Source organism: Streptomyces mirabilis (assembly GCF_018310535.1).
GTDB lineage: Bacteria > Actinomycetota > Actinomycetes > Streptomycetales > Streptomycetaceae > Streptomyces.
Genome location: NZ_CP074102.1, coordinates 6,544,679 through 6,561,162 on the forward strand (window position 1 = coordinate 6,544,679; position 16,484 = coordinate 6,561,162).

12 protein-coding genes are annotated in these 16,484 nt (G+C 73.7%); 5 read left to right on the forward strand and 7 right to left on the reverse strand.

Translation table 11 applies throughout. The annotated features are described in order from the left end of the window. Nucleotides 1–107: 107 nt before the first annotated feature. From SMIR_RS28855 to SMIR_RS28865, 3 genes are read right to left on the reverse strand one after another with little or no spacing between them, the layout of a single operon-like run. A complete protein-coding gene (locus SMIR_RS28855; RefSeq protein WP_168490557.1) occupies nucleotides 108–1,118 on the reverse strand; it encodes an ABC transporter ATP-binding protein in 1,011 nt (336 codons plus the stop codon). Then, nucleotides 1,115–3,892: an ABC transporter permease gene (locus SMIR_RS28860; protein ID WP_212727562.1), complete on the reverse strand. Its 2,778-nt coding sequence runs from the start codon at nucleotides 3,890–3,892 to the stop codon at nucleotides 1,115–1,117. Before SMIR_RS28860 ends, SMIR_RS28855 begins: the two co-directional genes overlap by 4 nt. Before the next feature lies 1 nt (nucleotide 3,893). Then, nucleotides 3,894–7,334 (reverse strand): FtsX-like permease family protein, encoded by a 3,441-nt coding sequence (locus SMIR_RS28865; RefSeq protein ID WP_212727563.1) that lies wholly within the window; start codon nucleotides 7,332–7,334, stop codon nucleotides 3,894–3,896. Nucleotides 7,335–7,438: 104 nt separating this feature from the next. On the opposite strand from SMIR_RS28865, the gene SMIR_RS28870 reads away from it, so the two are divergent. Beyond that, nucleotides 7,439–8,170 (forward strand): ABC transporter ATP-binding protein, encoded by a 732-nt coding sequence (locus tag SMIR_RS28870; RefSeq protein ID WP_168490555.1) that lies wholly within the window; start codon nucleotides 7,439–7,441, stop codon nucleotides 8,168–8,170. 107 nt (nucleotides 8,171–8,277) lie between these two features. On the opposite strand, the gene SMIR_RS28875 is transcribed toward SMIR_RS28870, so the two are convergent. Beyond that, complete coding sequence (locus tag SMIR_RS28875) at nucleotides 8,278–9,126, reverse strand: chitosanase (protein ID WP_168490554.1); 849 nt, start codon at nucleotides 9,124–9,126, stop codon at nucleotides 8,278–8,280. Nucleotides 9,127–9,146: 20 nt separating this feature from the next. Continuing rightward, a complete protein-coding gene (locus SMIR_RS28880; RefSeq protein ID WP_168490553.1) occupies nucleotides 9,147–10,076 on the reverse strand; it encodes a rhomboid family intramembrane serine protease in 930 nt (309 codons plus the stop codon). A 156-nt stretch (nucleotides 10,077–10,232) separates the two neighbouring features. Between SMIR_RS28880 and SMIR_RS28885 the strand changes: the two genes are divergently transcribed. From SMIR_RS28885 to qcrB, 3 genes are all read left to right on the forward strand, one after another. Next, nucleotides 10,233–10,952: a vWA domain-containing protein gene (locus tag SMIR_RS28885; RefSeq protein WP_212727564.1), complete on the forward strand. Its 720-nt coding sequence runs from the start codon at nucleotides 10,233–10,235 to the stop codon at nucleotides 10,950–10,952. Next, nucleotides 10,949–11,509, forward strand: coding sequence for a HutD/Ves family protein (locus SMIR_RS28890; RefSeq protein WP_168490551.1), 561 nt, complete (start codon nucleotides 10,949–10,951; stop codon nucleotides 11,507–11,509). The genes SMIR_RS28885 and SMIR_RS28890 overlap by 4 nt, the downstream gene beginning before the upstream one ends. 384 nt (nucleotides 11,510–11,893) lie before the next feature. After that, a complete protein-coding gene (qcrB, locus tag SMIR_RS28895) occupies nucleotides 11,894–13,555 on the forward strand; it encodes a cytochrome bc1 complex cytochrome b subunit (RefSeq protein ID WP_212727565.1) in 1,662 nt (553 codons plus the stop codon). Here the strand turns inward: qcrB and SMIR_RS28900 are convergent. Continuing rightward, complete coding sequence (locus SMIR_RS28900) at nucleotides 13,530–14,498, reverse strand: acyl-CoA dehydrogenase family protein (protein WP_168490549.1); 969 nt, start codon at nucleotides 14,496–14,498, stop codon at nucleotides 13,530–13,532. The two genes, qcrB and SMIR_RS28900, sit on opposite strands and share 26 nt — an antisense overlap. Then, entirely contained in the window at nucleotides 14,498–15,643 is a 1,146-nt protein-coding gene (locus SMIR_RS28905; RefSeq protein ID WP_212727566.1) for an acyl-CoA dehydrogenase family protein, read from the reverse strand. The genes SMIR_RS28900 and SMIR_RS28905 overlap by 1 nt, the downstream gene beginning before the upstream one ends. Nucleotides 15,644–15,689: 46 nt before the next feature. Here SMIR_RS28905 and SMIR_RS28910 point away from each other — a divergent pair, with 46 nt between their 5' ends. After that, nucleotides 15,690–16,481 (forward strand): SDR family oxidoreductase, encoded by a 792-nt coding sequence (locus tag SMIR_RS28910; RefSeq protein ID WP_168490547.1) that lies wholly within the window; start codon nucleotides 15,690–15,692, stop codon nucleotides 16,479–16,481. Nucleotides 16,482–16,484: the final 3 nt, after the last annotated feature.

Here is a 16,484-nt window from a genome sequence, read left to right on the forward strand (position 1 = left end):
ACGGCGTACGGAACTGAACGCGGCGCCTGCCTTGTCCCCGACCGGACGGTGGTGGGCGCCGTGGTGCGTCGTCAGCAGGTCGGGCGGTGGGGCGCCTGGTGGCGGTATCAGTCGGCCGGGCGCCCGGTGTCGTCCGGCCACACCCCGATGTGGTCCTGCTCCAGTTCCAGCATCACCCGGTCCTCCATGCCGAGGGCCGCGGTGTACTCGGCGGGCAGCTGGAGCCGGCCGGCCCGGTCCAGGGTCGCGAACTCCCGTGCCACCAGGGACTCCTGGCCCTCCGCGTCGACCTCCGTGCGGCGCAGCACCTCCGTCGAGGTGCGGCCGTCACGGATCGCGACCGCGCGCCGGACCTCCCCGGCGACCGCCTGGTCGTGCGTGACGATCACGATCGTCGTGCCCAGCTCCTCGTTGGCCCGGCGGAACGCCGCGAAGACCTCCGCGCCCGTCGCCGAGTCCAGCTCGCCGGTCGGCTCGTCGGCGAGCAGCACGGACGGCGAGTTGGCGAGGGCCACGGCGATAGCGACCCGCTGCTGCTGCCCGCCGGACATCTGCGGCGGACGGCGGCCGTGGCAGTCGGCGACGCCGAGCATCGCGAGCAGTTCCCGCGCCCGCTCGGCCCGCCGCTCACCGCGGCCCCGCCCGCCCTTCAACTGCATGGGCAGCGCCACGTTCTGGGCCGCCGTCAGATAGGGGAGGAGATTGCGGGCCGTCTGCTGCCAGACGAAACCGACCACCTCACGGCGGTAGCGCAGCCGGTCCTTCGCGTTCATGGTGAGCAGATCGCGGCCCGCGACCCGCGCGGCGCCCGCGGTGGGCACGTCGAGGCCGGCGAGGATGTTCATCAGGGTCGACTTGCCGCTTCCCGAGGCGCCGACCAGGGCCATCAACTCGCCCTCCTGGACCAGCAGATCGAGTCCCTGGAGCGCCTGTACCTCCACCCCGGCGGAGCCGCCGCGCCCAGGGGAGTCGCCCCCGGCCGCCCGGCCGGAGAAGATGCGGACCAGCCGGTCGCAGGCGATCAGGGCGTCCCGACCGTACGCGGGCCGGTCGCGGCGTGCCGCCGCCCGATGCTCCAGCTCCGCCAGGCTCGTCCGCGAGGTCGTCGCACGGGTCATCGCATGTCTCCTGTCCTGAGTTCGCTGATCGTCGTACGGCGCCCGGCCCACCAGGCCTGCGCGACGGCCACCGCCCACGCCAGCAGCACCGTGCCCGCCGCGGGCAGGAGCAGCGACCACATGTCGGTACGCAGCGACGCGCCGACCACCGGCACGCGGCCCGCCGCGCCGGCCAGCGCGAGACGTTCCAGGTCGATGCCGGGAGCGAGCAGCCGGACCGTGGCCCAGCCGGCGAGCATCCCGCCCGAGGCCGCGAGCAGCGCCTGGGGCAGCGCGTCCAGGCTGAGCAGCCGACGGCCCTGGCGGGGCGTGAGGCCCATGGTGCGCAGCCGGGCCAGCAGCGCGGCCCGCTCCGGCGCGGACTGAAGGAGGGAGAGCAGCAGGGCGAGTACGGCGTACCCCGCACCGGCCAGGGCGGCCGTGGTGTAGATCCGCTCGGCGCCCGCCTGCAACGGCGCATCGGAGAGCGCCACCCGTTGCTCGTCGCGCAACGTCACGGAGAGGCCCTTCCCGGCGCCGCGCACGGCCGTCCGCAGTGCCGGTGCGTCGAGTGTGGCACCGGTCGCCAGCAGCGTCGTCGGATCGGAGTGTTCGAGGCCCGCGGCGTCGACCAGCAGGAAGTCGGCGCCGGGGGCGGCGGGCGTGCGGGAGCGTACGGCGGCGATCCGGACGGTGATGTCACCGGCGAGGGACGTGATCCGGCGCGGTGCGCGGCCCAGGCGCTCGGCGAGACCGGGGGAGGCGACGGCGTTCAGGACACTCCCCGTCCCGGCACCCTCCGTCCTCTTCGGCGTCAACACGTCGGCGGAGAAGGCCCCGAGGCCCGTCTGCCGGGCCAGCCGGGCGTACGACGCCGGCTCGACCCCGATCAGCGTCAGGCCCTCCTTCGCCCCTGCCCCGCGGGAGGCGAGCTCGGCCGTGCGCTCGATCCGCACGGCCGTCACCCCACGTACGCCCGCGACCTTCCGTACCGCCCCTGCCACGCCCGCCGGGAGCGGCGTCGCCTCGCCCGGCCCCGCGATCCGCGCGTCCGCGCCGGTCGCCAGCAGCGCGGCCCGGTCCCGGGCGTCGGACACCCCGGCGAGCACGGAACCCCCGAACGCCGCCGTCGTCAGGGCCAGCAACAGTGCCAGCAGCGGCAACGCGACGCCCACCGTCGAGGAGCGGCCCGCGCGGGCCAGCGACAGGAAACCGACCACCCCGCGCCCTCGCGCGGCCGGGCGCGCGGCCCACCGCAGCGGCAGCGGATACAGCCGTACGAGCACCAGCGCCGCGATCAGCCCGACCAGGACCGGAGCGGCGCTCACCAGGAGGTCGCCCGAGCTGGACGCGCCGCGCCGCCGCAGCGCCACGACCGAGCCGACGGCCAGCACCAGCACGGTGAGTTCGGCGACCGTGCGGCGCCTGCCGGGCCTGGCGTGGGCGAGATCGTCGCGCTCCGCGTGCGCCCGCGGCCTGCGGTGCGCCACGACCGCCCGCACCGGCAGTACGGCACAGGCGAGGAGCGCGACGCCGGACGCCCCGAGCACGGCGGGCAGGAGCCGGGCCTCGTCGACGGTGAGCACGGCGAGCAGCAGACCGGCGGCGGCCGAGGGCACCGCCACGACCGCTGTCTCGGCGAGGAGCCGTCCGGCGATCCCGCGCAGTGAGCCGCCCCGCGCGCGCAGCAGGGCGAGTTCGGTGGCCCGGCGGACGGCGACCAGGCCGCCGGCCATCGCCAGGACGACGGCGGCGACCGCGCCGATCCCGAACGCCCCGACCGCCACGACGGGCGTGATCGCCGCGCGGGTCGTCGTGTAGGAGCCGACGACCGTCTCCAGGTCGGTGGCGACGGCCGCGGTGCTCCCGGCCACCTCGCGCATCCGCAGCAGCTCGGGCCCGCCTTCGAGGGAGGCGATCCGGGAAACGAGCCCCGGAACGTCCTGTGCGGTGAGCCGGTCGGTGGCGGGGGCGAACCGCCAGTACAGCTCCGGCTGTCCCTGGCTGCCGAGGAGCACCGGGGCGGCGCCGGGCGCCAGCAGGAGGCCCGCGTCCCAGTAGAACTGCGGCGGGACCGGGGCGTCCGCGGCCACGCCCGGGGTGCGCAGGACCGGCTCCGCGGACCAGTAACCGCCCTGCGGATGCCGGGGCTCCACGATCCCGGTGATCCGCACGACGAGCGGCGCGCCCCCGAAGCCGTCCACGTCGATGACGGAACCGACCCGCAGCCGCAGCGTCCGGGCGGTCGCCTCGGTCACGGCGGCCTCGACCTTCCTGGTGTCCGCCGTCACCTTCCCGGCGGCGGTGGGGAGCCGTCCGCCGCGCACGATGGAATGGGCGGCGAGTTCCGACTGCGCGACCAGAGTGAAACGGGGCGGCGCGTCGATCACCGGCAGCCAGTGATTCAGTCCGACGAGGCTCTTGGAGGTCCGCACCCCGTAGGCCGACTCCGTGGTGTCCGCCCGCAGCGGCGCGGGCAGCCTGGCCAGCGCCGCGCGTCGGACGGCCGAGAGTGCCGCGGGCCGCACCGCCTTCTCCCGGGTGGACTGCGCGATCTCCAACCCCGGCTGCGGCGCGCTCAGTTCCACCGAGGTGGCGGCCGGGGGCGCCCCGGCGATCTCCTGCCGCAGCCCTTTCGTCTCGTACGCGTCGAGGGCCCGCGGCAGCGCCGCCGCGAGGAACGCCGTGACCAGCACGAGCACTCCGAACGCGACGGCCGCCCCGGGGGCGGTCCGCAGCCGCGTACGCACCCAGGGCGCCACACCGCGCTCCGTGCGCTGTCTCCACCACGCCATCTCAGCTGTCCCCCTGGTGGCGGAGCGCGACCGCCGGGTCGGCGCGGCGCACCGCCGTCGCGGCGCTGATCAGCAGGGGCAGGGCCGCGACGCCCACGAGGAGCAGCGCCACCTGGGACACCGGGAGTTCGACGAGGACGCGGGGGACCGGCCGGGCGGCCCCCGGGGTCAGCACGATCAGGGGGACGACGGCCCGGGTCAGGACGGTGCCGAGGCCGAGACCGGCGAGCAGACCGGCCCCGATCAGCAGGCCCTGCTCCACGGCGACCAGCCGGGCGAGTTCCCGGCGGCCCGCGCCCAGGGCCCGGAGCACGGCGAACTCCGCGGACCGCTCGCGCCGGGAGCCTGCGGTGCTCACCGCGAAGCCGCCCGCGGCGAGGGCCGCGGCGGCCACCGCCACCGCCATCAGCGCCGCGCGGGGCCCGGCGCCGAGCGGGTCGCCCAGCAGTCGGTCCGCGGCCTCGTCCCGTACGAGCACCTGGTCCGGCTCGACGTCGGGGCGGGCCCGCAGCGCGGCCGCGACCTTCCCGGCCCTGCCGGGGGCGGTGCTCAGCCACCATTCGGCGGGTGCGAGCGGAGCGCGTGCGCGCTGCGCGAACACGGCGTTCACGGCGCGCAGATCCAGCAACAGCGCGCCGCCGTCCGCCGCTTCCGCCCCGCCCTCGTCCGACGCTCCCGCTGCGCCCCCGTCCGCCGCTGCGTCCGCGGTGACCCCGGCCCAGGCCGTGCCCGATCCGGTCGTCGGCAGCTCGCTCACCGACCGCACGATCGTCACCCGCAGCCGCTCCCCGTCCAGCGTCACGTCGACGCTCTCGCCCGGCTCGGTCCCGGCCGCCCGCAGAAACGCCCGGGTGGCGACGGCCGCGATCCGTGCCGGGGGCGTGGCTCGCGCGGCGTCGAGGCGGACGGTGAACTCCGGCGGACCGGAGGGCGATTCGTCGCTCCCGGGCGCGGCGCCCGTCCCGTACGTGACCGTCAACGGCGCCGTCTTCGACGCGGCCGGACGCAGGGCCGTCGACGGGTACGCCGCTCCGTCCGCCGTCTCGGTCCTGCTGCCCCGCCAGCGCACCCCGGCGGGCACCGCGACCGCGCGGGCGGTCCCGTCGGGGCCCGTGGACAGCATCCGTACGACGGTGAGCCGGTGCTGTTCGGGCTCGCCCGCGGGAACCGTGCCGTCGAGCTGCAGCCCGGTCAGCCGCAGCGGCCCGGCCGGCGTGGCGCGGGCGCCCGAGGCCGACACATCCAGGTCGAGGGTGACCCGGTGGACCCGGCCGTCGACGGGTATCTTCCCGGTGCTCAGCCGGTACGCGATGCCGTAGCCGTCCTCGACGACGACGGTGACCAGGGGCGCGAGTCCGGAAGGGGAACGCCCCGTCTTCGTCCCCTCACCCGCCTTCGTTCCCTCGCCCGTTGCCGCCGTCTCGTCGGTGATCCGCAGATCCAGCGCGAGCCGCCGGGTGCCCTCGGGCAGCGACACCGAGGGCCCGGCCGCCTTCTCCCGAGGCGCGAGACCCCGCAGCAGCCGCTCCACGGGCTCGTCGGCGAGATCGCCGCGCATCAGCATCCCCTCCCCGGCATGCGCCGTGTCCAGAGCGAGCACCGTCGCCCTCCGGCCGCCGGAGAGGTCCGTGGTGGCGCGGTAGGCGGGAGCGGCGTCCCGTACCCCGGGCAGCGCGGCGTACAGACCGGTCTGGCCCGGGCCGCCCGGCCTGCCGTCCAGGACCCGTACGGAAGCACCCGTCCCGAAGTCCGCCTGGTCGCCCTGCGACCGCTGCCACGAAGCGCTCTGCCCGATCGCCAGCATCCCGGTCGTCACCGCGAGGACCAGCAGCAGCACCGGCCCCGCCCCGCGCAGCGGACGCCGGCTGAACTGCCAGCCCGCCAGCGCCGCGGGAAGGCCCCGCCCGCCGGCGGCGCGCCGCTCCGCGAGCCGCGCCCCCAGGGGCAGCAGCCGCAGTGTCAGCACCGTGCCGGCCAGCAGTGCCAGTGCGGGCGCCGCGACCAGCAGCGGATCGACGCCCAGATCGCCCGCCCGGTCACGGCTGAGCGCGCCGCCGCCGAACGAGCCGGTCTGCCGGTCGAGTTGCCAGTACGCCACCGCCGCGATCAACAGCAGCCCCACGTCGGCACCCGCCCGAACCGGCGCCGCGCCCGCCGCGGCCCGCACCCGCCGCAGCCGCGCCGGCGCACCCGCCGTGGCGGCCAGCGCGGGCGCCACGACCGCCGCCGCGCAGCACACCGCGACCCCGGCCGCGACCAGCCACACCTGGAGCACCGGAGCGTCCCCGAGCCGTACCCCGGTCCGGTCGAGGGACGACCACCGGGCGAGCAGCCGCACCAGCGGGCCGGACAACAGCGCGGCACCCACCGCCGCCGGTACGGCCAGCAGCAGCGCCTCCAGCGCGGCGAGGCCCGTGATCCGGCGGCGCGAGGCACCCCGCGCCTTCAGCAGATCGGTCTCGCCCGCCCGCTCGGTGTCGAGCAGCCGGGCCACCAGCAGCAGCGCGTACCCGGCGAGCAGCACCAGCTGGACGGAGACGATCATCAGCGTGGACCGGGACACGAGCAGCGCCCGCCCGGTCCGGTCGAGCACGGCGGGCAACGCCGTCCGCACGGTCGCGCCCGCTCCGAACGCCGGGTTCTTGCCCAGTGCTTCGGGTTCACGCGCCGAGGCCTCGCGCAGCGCGTCGATCCCGTCGGTGGTCAGGCTCCGGTAGTCGGCCGTCGCCACCCACCCGGTGGTGCCCGCGGAGGTGCGGGAGGCGAGGACGGACGGGTCGGCGAGCAGCGGGCCGTAGGTGGTGAAGTCGACGGTGCGCACCCCGTGACCGCCGACGGTGTCCAGCTGCCAGTACGGATCCGTGCTGTCGGCGACCCGGTACACGCCGGTGACCCGGACCGTCAGGGGCGCGCCGCCCAGCCGGTCGGTGAGCGCGATCCGCGCTCCGGGCCGCACCTTCAGCCGGTCGGCGGCGACTTCGGGCAGCGCGACGGGCACGGGAGCGGTGCGCGCCGCCGGGGCAGGGCCGGGCAGTGTGCCCGAGACCAGCCTGATCCGCGACCGGTCAAGAGCGGCGAAGTGGGTGAGGTCCGGTTGCCCCGCGCGGGCATCGGTGCCCTGGAGAGACCGGGGCAGCGCGTACGGCCCCGAGCTGCGCAACGTCCGTACGGTCACCGGAAGCCCGGCGAAGGTCCGGCGCGCGCCGCCGACCGCCGCGTCCTGGGCCTCCTCCTCCCGGCCGCGGGGCACGTCGGCACCGATGACGAGCGAGGCGGAGGTCGCGGCCGGGCCGCTCAGGTTCTGTCGGAGCGCCGCGTCCCCGACCGAGGCGGAGAACGCGGCGAGGGCGGCGAGCACCGAGGTGGTCAGCAGCACCGCGAGCAGGGCAGCACCGAGCAGCAGCCGATGCGCCCGAACGCGCAGCAACAAGAAGCCCGTCACTCGTCCCCCACCCGATTGCCGAGCCACCCCCTCGCCAACCCGACATGAATATCATGGGGTTCCCACTCTGGGCACATGAGTTCCATTCCGTAGGGGGTGCGTCGATGACGGAGAACACCGGCACGCGGTCCGGTGCCGCCCTCGTGGGCGAATCCGCCGACGAGCCGATGGTGCGGGTGGAGAACCTGCACCACTCCTACGGCACGGGCGCCGTGGCCGTGCACGCGCTGCGCGGGGCCTCCTTCGAGCTGCGGCGCGGCGAACTCGTCGCCCTCAAGGGCCGGTCGGGCTCCGGCAAGACGACCCTGCTCCATCTGATCGGCGGCCTCGACCGCCCGGACCGCGGCCGCGTCGTCATCGACGGCACCGACCTGTCCGCACTCGGCGAGAACGAGCTGCTGGAACTGCGCCGCGACCGGATCGGCTACATCTTCCAGTCCTTCGGACTCATCCCCATCCTCACCGCGGCCGAGAACGTGGGAGTGCCGCTGCGGCTGCGCAGAGCCGACACCCGCGAACGCGAGGAGCGCGTGGCCCTGCTGCTCGCCCTCGTGGGGCTCGCCGACCACAGGGACCAGCGCCCGGCGGAACTCTCCGGCGGGCAGCAGCAGCGGGTGTCCATCGCCCGCGCCCTCGCCAACCACCCGGCCCTGCTGCTCGCCGACGAGCCGACCGGACAGCTGGACGCGCAGACCGGCCTGGCGGTGATGGAACTGCTGAGGGCGGTGGTCGCCAGTGAGGGCGTCACGGCCCTGGTCGCCACGCACGACCCCCAACTCCTGGGCCTGGCCGACCGCGTACTGGAACTGGGCGACGGCGAGGTCGTCGAGCACTGAGGGCGCCCGACCGACCGGGCGCAGGCACCTCGGCGGAGGGGCCCCGGCACCTCGGCGGAGGGGCCCCGGCACCTCGGCGGAGGGGCCCCGGCACTGTGGCGGAGGGGCTACGGCACCTTGTACGTCTCCCCGTACACCTTCCACTCCAGCGGCGTGCGCAGGTCCAGGTTCCCGTCGTACAGGAACATCCGCTGGGCCGTGTCGACGCGGGTCGTGTCGCGGTGGGCGCTCTCGGCCTTCATCGCCGCGCGACGGACGTCGAGGAAGATGTCGAGGTAGGCCTTCTCGGAGCCGCCCTCGGCGGGGGTGTCGGCCTGGGCCATGGCACGGGCGCGCAGGTCGTAGAAGCCGCCCGCGCCGGTGCCGGGCCCGTGCATGACCATGGCGTCGTAGTAGATGAACTGGCCCAGCGTGCCGAGGCCGTCGAGTTTGGCGCGGCGCACCGCGGGGTCGAAGTAGACGCGGTCCCGCTCGGCGTCCTGCGCCCTGCGGAAGGCGGCCACCGAGGCCTCCTTGCGCCAGGCCGCCGCAAAGCCCGGGTCGAGACCCTTGTGCGAGTCCGTCCCGTCGACCTTGCGCAGGGCGGGGAGGTAGCGGGCGAGGCCGTTGCCCGGGTGGTCCTTCGTGTAGCCCTCGACCAGGACGAGCAGATCGTGGGTGCCGGTGCAGAAGCCGATGAGGCCCGCCGTGTAGCCCTGGCCGTCGCCGATGTCCTCGATGTAGGCGTACGCGCTGCGCCAGTCGAGCGTGGAGTTCTCCGCGCTCGCCACGAGCTTCTGCGCCAACTCCTTCTTGTCCGGGGCGGCGAGGCCCGCGCCCGCCGGTCGCTCGGCGTCCTGGCGGGCCTGCGCGTGCCCGGCCGCCCCGCTCGCGTCCGTGAGTCCCGGGGCGAGGAAGTAGACCGCCGCCGCGACCAGGGGGAGCACCGTGAGCAGGAGGAGCCGAGCACGTTTCATGGGCTCAGCCTAGGGAGCGCTCAGGCCGCTCCGCTCGTCAGCTCGGACACCTTGCCGACGGCCGTGATCACCAGCAGTGCCAACAGCGCGGCGCACGCGGCCGCTTGGACCAGGGCCCGGTGGCGGTGCCGGGGCGCGTACGCGTAGGCGAGCGTGACCACACCGCCCGCCAGCAGTCCGCCGAGGTGGCCCTGCCAGGAGGTGAGTCCCGCCGAGATGAGCAGCCACAGCAGCAGGCCCGCCATGAAGCGGTTGACGGCGCTCATGTCGGCGCCCAGCCGACGGGCCATGACGTAGTACGCGGCTCCCAGCCCGAAGATGGCACCCGACGCACCGAGCGTGGGCGTGTACGGCGCGATCACCAGCACGAGGACCGAGCCGCCGAGCGCCGAGAGCAGATAGAGCGTGACGAAGCGGATCCGGCCGAGCTGGGCCTCCACCACCCGGCCCAGGTTCCACAGCGAGACCATGTTCATCACGATGTGCAGAATCCCGAACGTGCCCTCGGTGGGCGGCAGATGGAGGAACGCGCCGGTCAGCATCCGGTACCACTCCCCGTCGACCACGCCCTCCGGGTGGAAGTCGTAGGGGTACTGGGCCTGCCAGACGTAGTGCCCGCCGTCGGGCCCCGTCAGCGCCGCGCCCAGCATCTCGAACCGGTCCACGATCGCCGGGCGCACCACCTCGCCCACATAGGCCAGCACGTTGAGCGCGATCAGGACGTACGTCACCACGGGCACGGTCGAGATACGGCCGCCGAACGCCGTACGGGCCTGCCGGATCGTCCTGGCGCCCTCCTTCACGCACTCCACGCACTGGTGACCGACGGCCGCCTCGCGCATGCAGTCCGGGCAGATGTAGCGGTCGCACCGTGTGCAGCGCACATGGGACTCCACCTTGGGATGGCGGTAGCAGGTGGTGACGGCGGATTCGGTGGATTCGGATTCCACGACCGGCTCCTCGCGGGTACGGAGATCAGGGGGACGATGAGCCGGTGGGGTCGGCGGCGAACAAAATAGCGAACGCCCATGTGAGAGGGGGACAGCAGGGGCTGGCGGTGCCGTAATCTCGGCGTTTCCGCAACCCTCGCGCGATGGGAGCCCCGCATGGCCGGAATCAGCCTCACCAAGGTGGAGGAGACCGCACCCGCGCTGGTCAGCCTGTACAAGAGCGCCGGTGTCTCCCTCACCAAGCACGGGCTGAGCGGACAGCGGGCCGCGGTGTACCTGGTCGTCGACTACTCCGGGTCGATGAAGCCGTACTACAAGGACGGCAGTGTGCAGGCGCTGGCGGACCGGGTGCTCGGCCTGTCGGCGCACCTCGACGACGACGGCACCGTCCCCGTCGTCTTCTTCTCCACGGACATCGACGCGGTCACGGACATCGCGCTCGACAACCACCAGGGCCGGGTGGAGGAGATCGTCGCCGGGCTCGGCCACATGGGGAAGACCAGTTACCACCTGGCCATGGACGCGGTCATCGACCACTATCTCGACAGCGGCTCCAAGGACCCCGCCCTGGTCGTCTTCCAGACCGACGGCGGCCCCATCAACAAGCTCGCCGCCGAACGGTACTTGTGCAAGGCGGCGAAGCTTCCGCTGTTCTGGCAGTTCATAGGGTTCGGTGACCCGGACAGCAAGCAGTTCGAGTTCCTGCGCAAACTCGACGAGCTGCCGATGCCGCAGAAGCGGGTCGTCGACAACGCCGGTTTCTTCCACGCCGGTTCGCAGCCTCGGAAGGTCTCCGACGCCGAGCTGTACGACCGGATCGTGGGCGACTTCCCCCAGTGGCTGACGGCCGCGCGCGAGCGGGGGATCGTCCAGTGACCGTGCGTGTCCTGCCGGCCGCCGGGCGGGTCGGTGTGCCCTGGAAGAACGGTGGCGGGGTGACGCGCGAGATCGCCGCCCGGCCCGAGGGCGCGGACATGGGGGACTTCGAGTGGCGGGTGAGCCTGGCCGACGTCGGCGGCGACGGGCCGTTCTCGGCGTTCGCCGACGTGGACCGGATCCTCACCATGGTCGAGGGGGAGGGGATGGACCTGACCGTCGGCGGCGAACACCGCCGGGTCGACACGCGGTTCGACCCACAACGCTTCCCCGGTGACCTGCCGACCGACTGCCGGCTGATCGGCGGCCCGGTCGTCAACCTCAACGTCATGTGGCACCGGGGCGCCGCCGCGACCCCCACCGTCAAGGTCGCCGCCCCCCGCCTATCCCTCGCCCTTCCGGCGGGCCCGGCCGTCCTTGTCGTCGCCCTCGACGGCACGGCCGAGGTGGCCGGGGTGACTCTCGGGCGCTACGACGCCGTGCTCCTGACCAACGAGAAATCAACCCTCCACGCAACCGCCCACACCGCCGTGATCACCCTCACGCCGAGCGGCTGAGCCCCCGCCCGGTTTCTCGCCCCCGCCGCCCCTACCCGTCCCATCCCGTTCCTGGGGGCTCCGCCCCCAGCCCCCCGATCGGCCTGAACGGCCTCGTCCTCAAACGCCGGACGGGCTGAACATGTGAACCAGCGCCGACAAGAGCGCCCCGTCAGGGGCGCGGGGAACTGCGAGCCCGGCGCCCACCGGCCGACAGTCGAACGGATCGGGCGGGCGGGGGATGCGGGGCGCAGCCCCGTCTTAGGGGCGCGGGGAACTGCGCGCTCGGCCCCCACCCACCCGCAGCGAACGAAACCCGCGCGGGGGCGAGGGACAGGTGGGGGGTGACGCGCCGTTGGCTTCGGGGTGGTGTCGTGCCACCCTGGTGGGCCGAGGGGGTGGCCCATGGACGCGGGAGAGATCAACTCCGGTCAGGGGCAAGGGATTTCACGTGCGGGGCGGCGGGGCGAGACGCCGGGGGGTGAGCGGCTGGCGGACTGGGCCGACGGCCGGCTCGGCCTCTACGCGCTGGCCAAGGCCAACATGCGCAAGGTCTTCCCGGACCACTGGTCCTTCATGCTCGGCGAGGTCTGCCTCTACAGCTTCCTGATCCTGATCCTGACCGGCGTCTACCTCACGCTCTTCTTCGAGCCGAGCGCCTCCGAGGTCGTCTACCACGGCCCGTACGAGCCGCTCAACGGCATCCTCATGACCCGCGCCTACGAGTCCACCCTCCACATCAGCTTCGAGGTCCGCGGCGGACTCCTGGTCCGGCAGATCCACCATTGGGCGGCGATCGTCTTCCTCGCCGGCATGCTCGTGCACATGATGCGCGTCTTCTTCACCGGCGCGTTCCGCAAGCCCCGCGAGGTCAACTGGCTGTTCGGCTGGACCCTGTTGATGCTCGGCCTGATCACCGGCCTGACCGGCTACTCGCTCCCCGACGACCTGCTCTCCGGCACCGGCGTCCGCTTCGCCCAGGGCGCGATCCTGTCGGTCCCGATCGTGGGAACGTACCTCTCCTTCTTCCTCTTCGGAGGCGAGTTCCCGGGTCACGACATCATTCCGCGCTTCTTCCCGATCCACGTCCTCCTGCTGCCGGGCATCATGCTGGGCCTGGTGGTCGCCCATCTGATCCTGGTCTTCTACCACAAGCACACGCAGTACCCGGGACCCGGACGCGACCAGAAGTCCGTCGTCGGGATGCCGTTCATGCCGGTCTACATGGCCAAGGCGGGCGGGTTCTTCTTCCTCGTCTTCGGGGTGCTGTCGCTGATGGGGGCGATCGCGACCATCAACCCCGTCTGGGCCTTCGGCCCCTACCGGCCGGACCTGGTGACGACCGGCGCACAGCCCGACTGGTACCTCGGCTTCTCCGAGGGGCTCATCCGGGTGATGCCGGGATGGGAGATCAACGCCTGGGGCCATACCCTCCAACTGGGTGTGTTCATCCCCTTCTCCCTCTTCCCGCTGATCATGACCGCCATCGCCGTCTACCCGTTCATCGAGGCGTGGATCACCGGGGACAGACGGGAACACCACATCCTGGACCGGCCGCGCAACGTGCCCACCCGCACCGGGCTCGGCGTCGCCTGGCTGACGCTGTACGGAGTGCTGCTGGTCGGCGGCGGCAACGACCTGTGGGCCACCCACTTCCACCTCTCCATCAACGCCATCACCTGGTTCGTACGGGTCTCCTTCTTCGTCGCCCCGGCCCTCGCCTTCGTCGTCACGCGCCGGATCTGTATGGGACTCCAGCGACGGGACCGCGACAAGGTGCTGCACGGAAGGGAGTCCGGGATCATCCGGATGCTTCCGCACGGCGAGTACGTCGAGGTGCACGAACCGCTCTCACCGGCGCAGCGGTTCACGCTCACCCAGCACGAGCAGCCTCCGCCCTACGAGGTGGGACCGCTCGTGGACGCGAACGGCGTCGCCCGCCGGGTCGGCGCCGGCCGCAGACTGCGCGCCCGGCTCGCCCGCGCCATGTACGGGCCCGACACCCAGATTCCGAAGCCGACGCCGGAGGAGTACCGGGAACTCACCAGCGGCGATCACCACCACTGAGCACCTCGGCCCGGCACTCGGCCGGGGTGCCCCACGCGGTACGCAGGGCACGGGCCTTGGCCAGCCACAGGGACAGGTCGTACTCCGCGGTGTAGCCGATCGCGCCGTGCAGCTGGAGCGCCGTGCGCGCGGTGACGTACGCGGCCTCGCAGGCCGTGACCTTGGCGGCGGCCACGTCGGCGGGCGCCATCGTCAGAGCCGCGCCGAACAGCAGCGGTCGCGCGAACTCCAGGGCGATCTTCGCGTCGGCGAGGCGATGCTTGACCGCCTGGAACGAGCCGACGGGGACGCCGAACTGGGTGCGCTGCTTGACGTAGGCGACGGTCCGGTCGAGGAGTGCGAGGCCGACGCCGAGGGCCTGGGCGGCGGTGGCGAGCCGGGCCCAGCCGAGGGCATGGGCGACGGGAGGGGCGGTGGAGAGCAGTTCACCGCCTGGTGACAGGGGCGTGAGGTGGCGGGCGGGGTCCAGGGAGGCGCGTACCGGGCCGTGGCCGGGCGCCAGACGCAGTCCGTCGGCGGCCAGGGCGAGGCGGGTGGTCGCCGCGTCGCCGTCCAGCGCGTACGCCCCGTCGAGGGCCAGCGTGGCCGACGCCTCGCCCGAGGCCAGCGACGGGAGCAGCCGCCCGGCGGGAAGGGGGTCCGCCAGCTCGGCCAGCAGGGCGGCCGCCGCGACCGTCTCCACCAGCGGCCCGGGCACCGCGTGCCGGCCCAACTCGATGAAGCCCACGGCCAGTTCCACCGGACGCGGGCCCATCCCCTCGTACGCCTCCGGCACCGCGAGCGCGAACACGCCCGCCTTGGCGATACGGGACCACAGCGCGCGGCCGCCGCCGTGGTCGCCGCGGCTCCAGTCCCGTACGACCGACGGGGTGTCCGCGGCCGTCAGCATCGCGTCCAGCGAGTCGGCGAACGCCCGCTGCTCGGCGTCGAGGAGGAAGCGCATCAGCGGCGGCCCTTCGGGAGGCCGAGCAGGCGCTCGGCGATGATGTCGCGCTGGATCTCGTTGGTGCCGGCGTAGATCGGACCGGCGAGCGAGAAGACGTACCCCTCGGACCAGTCCGTGTCCGCCGACTCCCCGTCCGGGCCGAGGAGATCGAGGGCCGTCTCGTGCAGCGCGATGTCGTACTCGGACCAGAAGACCTTGTTCAGGCTGGACTCCGGGCCCATGGTCGCGCCGTCGAGGAAGCGGGAGGCATGGGCGTAGGTGAAGAGCTGGTAGGCGCGGGCGCCGATCACCGCGTCGGCCACCCGGTCCCGCAGCGCCGTGTCCGAGGGGTCGGCGCGGCCGCGCCACAGGGCCACCAGACGGTCCGAGGCGGCGAGGAATCGGCCCGGTGAACGCAGCGTCAGCCCTCGCTCGTTGCCCGCCGTCGACATGGCGACCCGCCAGCCCCCGCCCGGCTCGCCGATCACGTCCTCGTCCGGGACGAAGACCTCGTCGAGGAAGACCTCGGCGAAGGCCGGTCTGCCGTCGAGGCGGCCGATGGGGCGCACGGTGACCCCGGGCGCGCGCAGGTCGAACATCAGGTAGGTCAGGCCCTGATGAGGCCTCGGCGTGTCCGGCTCGCTGCGGAAGAGGCCGAACGCGCGGTCGGCGAAGGCGGCCCGTGACGACCAGGTCTTCTGCCCGCTCAGCAGCCAGCCCCCGTTCGTACGCACCGCACGCGAGGTGAGCGAGGCCAGGTCGGACCCCGCCTCCGGCTCGGACCACGCCTGCGCCCAGACGACCTCCCCGGTGGCCATGGAGGGCAGGATCCGGGCGCGCTGTTCCTCCGTGCCGTGGTCGAACAGGGTGGGCGCGAGGAGGTTGATGCCGTTCTGGCCGACCCGGCCCGGCGCGCCCGCCGCGTAGTACTCCTCCTCGAACACCAGCCAGCGCACGATGCCCGCGCCCCGGCCGCCGTACACCTCCGGCCAGGACACCACCGACCAGCGGTCGGCGGCGAGTTCGGCCTCCCACACGCGGTGTGCCGCGAAGCCCTCCTCGGTCTCCAGGGACCGGAGGGGCGTTTGTGGCACATGGGCGGCGAGCCAGGTCCGGGCCTCGGCGCGGAAGGCCTCGTCGGCGGGGGAGAGGGTCAGATCCATCGGCAGCACCTTCCCTAACAAGTGTTTGGTAGGTTAGCGTGGAGGTATGAGCGACGTCGAGAGTCCGGCGTACGTCACCGGGCACGGGCTGCTGACCGGGCGCACCGCCGTCATCACCGCCGCCGCGGGCGCGGGCATCGGCGGGGCGACGGCGCGCAGGTTCCTGGAGGAGGGGGCGCGGGTGGTCATCAGTGACGCCCACGTCCGCCGCCTCAAGGAGAGCGAAGAGGCCCTCGCCGCGGAGTTCGGCGCGGCGAACGTCGCCTCGCTGCCGTGCGACGTGACGGACGAGCAGCAGGTGGAAGCCCTGTTCACGCTGGCGGGAGACCTTCACGACGGCCTGGACATCGTCGTCAACAACGCGGGCCTCGGTGGCACTTGTGCCCTCGTCGACATGACCGACGAGCAGTGGTCGCGGGTGCTGGACGTGACGCTGAACGGCACGTTCCGGTGCACCCGGGCCGCCCTGCGCCGTTTCCGGGACCAGGGCGGCGGCGGAGTCGTCGTCAACAACGCCTCCGTCATCGGCTGGCGCGCCCAGACCGGTCAGGCGCACTACGCCGCCGCCAAGGCGGGGGTCATGGCGCTCACCCGGTGCGCGGCCGTCGAGGCCGCCGAGTACGGGGTGCGCGTCAACGCGGTCTCACCGAGTCTCGCCATGCACCCGCACCTGGTGAAGGTGACCACGCCCGAGCTGCTGGAGGAACTGACGGGCCGCGAGGCCTTCGGCCGCTACGCCGAGCCCTGGGAGGTGGCCAACGTGATCGTGTTCCTGGCGTCCGGCTACTCCTCGTACATGACCGGCGAAGTCGTCTCCGTCAGCAGCCAACATGCGTAGGGC

Excerpts from the sequence above, each read along its gene's own strand:
- qcrB (WP_212727565.1), top strand. The coding sequence starts at position 11,894 with ATGGACGCGGGAGAGATCAACTCCGGTCAGGGGCAAGGGATTTCACGT.
- SMIR_RS28855 (WP_168490557.1), bottom strand. The coding sequence starts at position 1,118 with ATGACCCGTGCGACGACCTCGCGGACGAGCCTGGCGGAGCTGGAGCAT.
- SMIR_RS28905 (WP_212727566.1), bottom strand. The coding sequence starts at position 15,643 with ATGGATCTGACCCTCTCCCCCGCCGACGAGGCCTTCCGCGCCGAGGCC.
- SMIR_RS28885 (WP_212727564.1), top strand. The coding sequence starts at position 10,233 with ATGGCCGGAATCAGCCTCACCAAGGTGGAGGAGACCGCACCCGCGCTG.
- SMIR_RS28910 (WP_168490547.1), top strand. The coding sequence starts at position 15,690 with ATGAGCGACGTCGAGAGTCCGGCGTACGTCACCGGGCACGGGCTGCTG.
- SMIR_RS28875 (WP_168490554.1), bottom strand. The coding sequence starts at position 9,126 with ATGAAACGTGCTCGGCTCCTCCTGCTCACGGTGCTCCCCCTGGTCGCG.
- SMIR_RS28900 (WP_168490549.1), bottom strand. The coding sequence starts at position 14,498 with ATGCGCTTCCTCCTCGACGCCGAGCAGCGGGCGTTCGCCGACTCGCTG.
- SMIR_RS28860 (WP_212727562.1), bottom strand. The coding sequence starts at position 3,892 with ATGGCGTGGTGGAGACAGCGCACGGAGCGCGGTGTGGCGCCCTGGGTG.
- SMIR_RS28870 (WP_168490555.1), top strand. The coding sequence starts at position 7,439 with ATGACGGAGAACACCGGCACGCGGTCCGGTGCCGCCCTCGTGGGCGAA.